Annotated in this window: 5 protein-coding genes and 2 pseudogenes; 3 read left to right on the forward strand and 4 right to left on the reverse strand. The window is 71.7% G+C overall.

What is annotated here, in order from left to right:
- Window positions 1–1,072, reverse strand: a pseudogene (thrS, locus tag PSH25_RS13220) (threonine--tRNA ligase); the annotation flags it as partial.
- A 509-nt stretch (window positions 1,073–1,581) separates the two neighbouring features.
- Here thrS and PSH25_RS13225 point away from each other — a divergent pair.
- Both PSH25_RS13225 and PSH25_RS13230 read left to right on the forward strand, forming a co-directional pair.
- Window positions 1,582–2,205, forward strand: a complete 624-nt coding sequence (locus PSH25_RS13225; RefSeq protein WP_238659378.1) for a DedA family protein — start codon at window positions 1,582–1,584, stop codon at window positions 2,203–2,205.
- A gap of 184 nt (window positions 2,206–2,389) precedes the next feature.
- Window positions 2,390–3,040, forward strand: coding sequence for a DUF998 domain-containing protein (locus PSH25_RS13230; protein ID WP_238659379.1), 651 nt, complete (start codon window positions 2,390–2,392; stop codon window positions 3,038–3,040).
- 58 nt (window positions 3,041–3,098) lie between these two features.
- Here PSH25_RS13230 and PSH25_RS13235 read toward each other — a convergent pair whose 3' ends face one another.
- A complete protein-coding gene (locus PSH25_RS13235; protein ID WP_238659380.1) occupies window positions 3,099–4,502 on the reverse strand; it encodes an NAD(P)H-quinone dehydrogenase in 1,404 nt (467 codons plus the stop codon).
- A gap of 106 nt (window positions 4,503–4,608) precedes the next feature.
- Here PSH25_RS13235 and PSH25_RS13240 point away from each other — a divergent pair, with 106 nt between their 5' ends.
- The gene (locus tag PSH25_RS13240; protein ID WP_112588201.1) at window positions 4,609–5,064 is read left to right on the forward strand and encodes a gamma-glutamylcyclotransferase family protein; all 456 of its coding nucleotides are present in this window, start codon (window positions 4,609–4,611) and stop codon (window positions 5,062–5,064) included.
- Window positions 5,065–5,139: 75 nt separating this feature from the next.
- Here the strand turns inward: PSH25_RS13240 and PSH25_RS13245 are convergent, their stop codons facing one another.
- Together PSH25_RS13245 and PSH25_RS34305 are read right to left on the reverse strand one after the other, a co-directional pair.
- A complete protein-coding gene (locus PSH25_RS13245) occupies window positions 5,140–6,099 on the reverse strand; it encodes a GNAT family N-acetyltransferase (RefSeq protein ID WP_238659381.1) in 960 nt (319 codons plus the stop codon).
- Window positions 6,100–6,183: 84 nt separating this feature from the next.
- Window positions 6,184–6,352 (reverse strand): annotated as a pseudogene (locus tag PSH25_RS34305) (SCO6745 family protein); the annotation flags it as partial.

A 6,352-nucleotide genomic window follows, 5' to 3' on the forward strand; every position in this document is an offset into this window, starting at 1 on the left:
CACCCCGAGGTACGGGACGCGGCGGCGGGCCGCGTCCCGGACCCGGGCGCCCAGCGAGCCGGCGACGTCGACCTCGACCCGCAGGCCGCCGTCGCCCGCCCGTCGGGCCAGGTCGGCCGCCGCGTCGACCTGGCCGTCGTCGACCGGCAACAGCATCAACTGGACGGGCGCGTACCAGGCCGGGAACGCCCCCTCGTGCACCTCGATGAGGTACGCGAACAGCCGCTCCATGCTGCCGACCAGGCTGCGGTGCACCATGACCGGCCGACGCCGGCTGCCGTCCGAGTCGGTGTACGACAGGTCGAACCGTTCCGGCTTGTCGAAGTCCACCTGGATGGTGGAGATGGTCGACTCCCGGCCGGCGGCGTCGACGATCTGAATGTCGATCTTCGGGCCGTAGAAGGCGGCCTCCCCCGGCGCCTCGACGAACTCCACCCCGGCCAGCGCCTCCCGGAGCAGTTCCTCGGCGCGGGCCCACTGGGCGTCGTCGCCGACGTACTTCTCGCCGGGCCCGCGCAGCGACAGCCGGAACCCGGCCGGCCGGACGCCCAGCGCGGCGTGCGCTTCGCGGATCAGCCCGAGGATCTCGACGACCTCCGCGCCGACCTGCTCGGGGGCGCAGAAGGTGTGCGCCTTTGTTGAGCGAGATGGCGCGCACCCGGGACAGCCCGCCGAGCACGCCGGAGCGCTCCGAGCGGTACATCCCGCCCAGCTCGGCGATGCGCAACGGCAGCTCCCGGTAGGAACGGCCCCGCGCCCGGAAGACCAGCGCGTGGTGCGGGCAGAGCGCCGGACGGAGCACGAACTCGTCGTCGGCGCTCAGCCGCATCGGCGGGAACATGTCGTCGGCGAAGTAGCCGAGATGGCCGGAGAGTTCGAAGAGTTCCCGCTTGCCCAACGGCGGCGAGTAGACGTGCTGGTGGCCGGAGCGGCGCTCCAACTCCCGGACGTACTCCTCGACGGCGTGCCGGGCGGCGGCGCCGGCCGGCAGCCAGATCGGCAGGCCGGCGCCGGCCAGCGGATCGGAGACGAAGAGGTCCAGCTCGCGGCCGAGCCTACGGTGGTCGATCATGTCGGGCTCCTGGATCGGGTACGACCCGGAGGCGACCTGAGCTCCGAACGGCGCGCTGCCCTCGGGGGCGGATCGCCCCGGGGCCTGGTCGACGGTGGTTACGTCAGAGCGGCGCGCCGGGGATACCCGGCGTCGTGGTCATCACTACCGCGCTGCGCATACGGCGACCGTACCCGCGCGACGTTCGGGGACGCACCCGGTTTTGCGGCGGAGGGGTGGGCCGCCGGCGCGGGACCCGCCGGCGGCCCTGGCGGCCGAATCGTCAGGAACGGGGGACCCGACGGGCGTGGCCGCGCCGACAACGGTACGCCGACAAAAGCCGTTCTGCCGCCCGCCTGGGACGGGTGGAACATCCTCGGAACCCGTCACCCGGCAGTGATCGGCCTCGTTGTAGCTGGGTTGGCCCAGTCGTGTCGACGGTCACGACGGGCCGGGGCCGTCCACCGTGACGCCGGACACGACGTCAGGCTCAAGACACCCAATCGGCCGCATCCGGCGAGGTGGCAGGCGTGCCCGAACTTCTGACTGACGTCGCGTCGCCGACGTGGGCGTACCTGGTGCTGCTCGCGCTGCTGATCGCGGACGCCTTCGTCCCGGTGATCCCCACCCAGATCGTCATGATCACCAGTGGTGCGCTCACCGTCTACGGCGGGCTCAGCCTGCCGGTCACCATCGCCGTCGGCGCGCTCGGCGTATTCGCCGGCGACCTGGCCTGCTACCTGCTCGGGCGCAAAGCACCGGACCGGCGGCCACCCAAGCACGCCGAGCTGAGCCGCGCCCGCCGGATGGCCAGCCGGGTCACCCAGGGGCTGCGACAACCCGGGCCGCTGGTCATCCTGCTCTGCCGATTCGTACCCGGCGGCCGGATGGCGGCCTGCTTCTCGGCCGGACGCAGCCGCTATCCGTACCGACTGTTCGTGCTCTACGAGGCCGTCGCCGCGCTGGGCTGGGCCACCTACGGCGCGCTGGTCGGGCACCTGGGCGGCACGGCACTGACCGAGTCGGCCTGGCGGCTGGCCATCATCGCCACCGCCGCGGCGGCCGGCTTCGCCGCGGCCGGATGGGCGATGACAGTGGTCAGCGCCCGCCACGCCCGCGCCGCCGCCGCCGCAGTCGACGTCCCCATCGACTGAGTGTCGCCCCCAGCCTTAGCGATCTTGCACTTACTGTTCCGGCAATTGGGGCATGCCGCACATAGGAACGACCAAAAATGCAAGATCGCGGCGGGTTGTCGGCTCCCTCTAGGGGTGGTCCCGGGGGGCGATTTCGGTGGCTGTCCCGGATTCGGCTGGGGTGTCTGCGGCGACAGGCTGAGGCATGCCTGTTACCCGGAGTACCGGCCTGCTGGCCCTGGGCGGGATCGCCCTGGCGGCGCTGCTCACCGTGATCGGCCACCTCGAAGTCAACGACGACCTCAACCCGTGGGCGTTGACCATCAGCGACTTCGCGGTCTCCGACCGGGGCGGTGTCATCGACATCGCCATGGTGGTGCTCGCGCTCGCCACCGTGGCGCTGCTGTACGGACTGCGCCGCGCCGGCCCACCCCGACCACGCTCCGGTCGAACGGCCGAGCTGCTGCTCGGTGCATGGGTGGCGGGGCTGCTGCTGGCCGCCGTGGTGCCGACAAACGAGCCGGGCACCGCCATGACCACCGCCGCCTACCTGCACCGGTACGCGTCGGTGATCGCCTTCCTGGCGTTGCCGGCGGCCGGTTGGTTGCTCGCCCGCCGACCCGACCTGACACGCGCCGCCCGGACGCTACGCGCCCTCGTCCTGCTGAGCCTGGCCCTGGCGGCGGCGATGATCTGGTCCGCCTACCCCGGCGACCGGATGCTCATCGGCTTGGCCGAACGCCTTCTGATCCTCACCGACGTCGCGGTCCTAGCCACGATAGCGATGATCCAAACCCGACCGTCACCCGTCGATCATGGAGTTGTGGTGCCTCACAAAGAGGGCGTGGCGGCGTAGAACGGCCACCACAACTCCATGATCGACGAGGTCGGCGTGGGGGTGGGGAGCGCCGCCGTCACTCCAGCTCGTGCAGCATGAGCTGGCGGGCCGCCTCCGTGATCGAGCCGGAGAGGCTCGGGTAGATGGTGATGGTCTGGGCCAGCTCGTTGACGGTGAGGTTGTTCTCCACCGCCATGGTGATGGGCAGGATCAGCTCGCTGGCCTTCGGAGCGACCACCACACCACCGATCACCTGACCGCTGGCCGGCCGGCAGAACAGCTTCACGAAACCGTCGGAGAGGTCGTCCATCTTGGCCCGGGCGTTGCCGGACAGCGGCAGCATCACCTGCCGGGCCGGCACCTTGCCCGCGTCCACCTCGTCCTGCGAGACACCCACGGTGGCCAGCTCCGGGTCGGTGAAGACGTTCGCCGCGACGGTACGCAGCCGCAGCGGGCGCACCGCCTCGCCGAGCGCGTGCCACATGGCGATCCGGCCCTGCATCGCGGCGACGCTGGCCAGCAGCAGCACACCCGTGCAGTCACCGGCGGCGTAGATCCCGGGAACGTTGGTCCGGGAGGCCCGGTCGACGGTCAGGTAGCCGCCCCGGCCCAGCTCCACCCCGTACTCGGTCAGGCCCAGGTTGGCCGTGTTGGGGATCGAACCGACGGTGATCAGCGCGTGCGAGCCGGTCACCTTACGGCCGTCGGAGAGCTCCACCTCGACGCCGTCGGCGGTACGCCGGACCGCGTCGGCCCGGGAGTTGTTGAGGATCTCCATGCCCCGGTTGCGGAACACCCGCTCGATGGCGGAGGCGGCGTCGGCGTCCTCGTGCGGCATCACCCGGTCCCGGCTGGAGACCAGGGTCACCTCGACACCCATCGCCAGGTACGCGCTGGCGAACTCCGCGCCGGTCACGCCGGACCCGACCACGATCAGGTGCTCGGGCAGCTCCGGCAGGTCGTACACCTGTCGCCAGGTCAGGATGCGCTCACCGTCCGGTACGGCGGTGGGCAGCTGGCGGGGCGTCGAGCCGGTGGCCACCAGCACGGTGGACGCGTCGATCGAGTACTCCTCGCCGCCGTCGGCAGGGGTGACGACGACCCGGTGGGTGTGCCCGAGGGAGTCGTCGCCGAGCCGGGCGGTGCCGGCCACGAAGGTGACCCCCGCCTTCAGCAGCTTGGCGTGGATGTCGGCGGACTGCGCCAGGGCCAGCCGCTTGACCCGCTCGTGCACCGCCCGGGCGTCGACGGTGACCGCCTCCAGGCCGTCCGAGTGCACCCCGAACTCCTCGGTGTCGCGGTAGCCGGTGACCACCTGCGAGCTGGCGATGAAGGTCTTCGACGGCACGCAGTCGGAGAGCACACAGGCACCCCCGGCACCGTCGGCCTCCACCACGGTGACATCGGCGTCCAGCTGGGCGGCGACCAGTGCCGCCTCGTACCCGGCCGGCCCCCCACCGATGATCACGATCCGGCTCACAGCGTTCGCCCTTCGTCCATGCTCACAGTGACTTTCTTCTCCCGAGCGCATTCGACACGCACTGTCGTATTCTCCCCCACCCGTCGGCCGGGCTATCGTCATCGCCGTGCGTCATCACGCCGCCTACGGCTCAAATCTCGACCCTGCCCGGATGCGCGCCTACTGTCCGCATTCGCCGATGGTGGGCACCGGCTGGCTGGAGGGCTGGCGGCTGACCTTCGCCGGGGCGGACGTCATCGGCTGGGAGGGTGCGGTGAGCACCCTGGTCGAGTCCCCCGGTGACCGGGTCTTCGTGGCGCTCTACGACATCCACCCGTACGACGCGGGCCAACTCGACGAGATCGAGGGGGTGACCGCCGGCACGTACCGCAAGCTGCACGTCCGGGTCTCCACCCTCGACGGCGACGTGACCGCGTGGATCTACGTCTTCAACGGGTACGAGGGTGGTCTGCCGACCTCGTGGTACCTGTCGGAGATCGCCAACGCCGCCGAGAAGGCGGGCGCCCCGGACGACTACGTCACCGAGCTGCGGGCCCGCCCCACCGGCACCGCTTCGGCGTAGCAGCGCGTATCGCACCCCTCCAGTCTGCTCCCGCTGTCGACCGGAGCGCGGGTCGGGCCGGGCCGGGGTCGTCAATCACACACCGGCCGCCGGAACGGAGAGTTCGTACATGTCGGTCCACTGGGTCTCCCGCAGGCCCACCGACCGGTAGAGCGACAGCGGTGCGGTCGGGTTGGTGAGGTCGACGCCCAGACCGGCCGCCCGTCGCCCCTTCTCGGCGTAGCGGGCGAAGGCGCGGCGCAGCAACGCCGCACCCACCCCCCGACGCCGGTACGCGGACAGCACCGACAGGTTCTTCACCCAGCCCGACTGCTGGTCGAGCGCCTGATCGGAGGACTGCAACGCGCCGACAGGCACCCCGTCCACCTCGGCGACGAACCACTCGTCCCAGGCGGTCAGGTCGCCGATCCGGGCCCGCCACCGCTCGTACGACAGCGGCTCGTGGTCCGGGGTGTCGCCGAAGGCGGCCTCGTAGATCCGGTGAAACTCGACCAGGTCGACCTCGTCGTCCGGGCGGACCGGCCGCACCGTCACGGCCGATGGCCCGGCCGGCTCGTCGGGCAGGTCGTCCAACGGCCGGCTCATCCGGACGTACCGCTTGACGAGGGCGAACCCGAGCCCGCGCAGGGTGTGTTCCCAGTCACGTTCCGGGGCGAAGACCGCGCAGCGGACGGTGAGCGACGGCAGCCCCCGCTCGGCAGCGCGCTCGGCGACCCGGTCCAGTTGGCGGACCAGCAACGGCGCGCGGACGGTGGCGGCCCGTACCGGGTCGACGTAGACCTCCACGAACTCCCGGCCCACCCCGGTCGGGTTGTCCACCGTCGCCCAGCCGACCACTGTGTCGTCCGGGTCGATGGCCAGCCAGGAGTCCCGGGTCGGGTCGAAGTAGGGGGCGGTCAGCGACGCCGCGACATCCTCGGCGTCGAAGTCGGGATGGCCGATGGCGAAGGTGTCGGCGGCGTGCACCACCGCGAGGATCGCCGGCACGTCGTCGAGGGTGGGCCGGCGCGTTGTCCAACCAGCGGGAAGGGTCACGGCAGGACATCCTGGCAGCCGATTTGCTCGGCCGCCGCCCATTTTCTGGCCGCGGAAGGCGCGGAAGGCTGGCCGGCGGGAGGCTCAGCCGAGGTCGGCCCGGGTGCGGTGCAGCAACTCCACCAACTCCGCGCCGTCGGCGGGACCGAGGGCCGTGAACGCCGGCGCGGCCAACCGGTTGGTCACCGCCTCCGCCCAGAGCCGGCGGCGCACCAGCGGCCCGATCGGCGGGTACGGCGGCGGCCAGCCGCAG

It is taken from the genome of Micromonospora foliorum, from assembly GCF_022229015.1.
Classification (GTDB): domain Bacteria; phylum Actinomycetota; class Actinomycetes; order Mycobacteriales; family Micromonosporaceae; genus Micromonospora; species Micromonospora foliorum.

Coding starts and splice junctions, on each gene's coding strand:
- PSH25_RS13230 (WP_238659379.1), top strand. CDS start 2,390: ATGCCTGTTACCCGGAGTACCGGCCTGCTGGCCCTGGGCGGGATCGCC.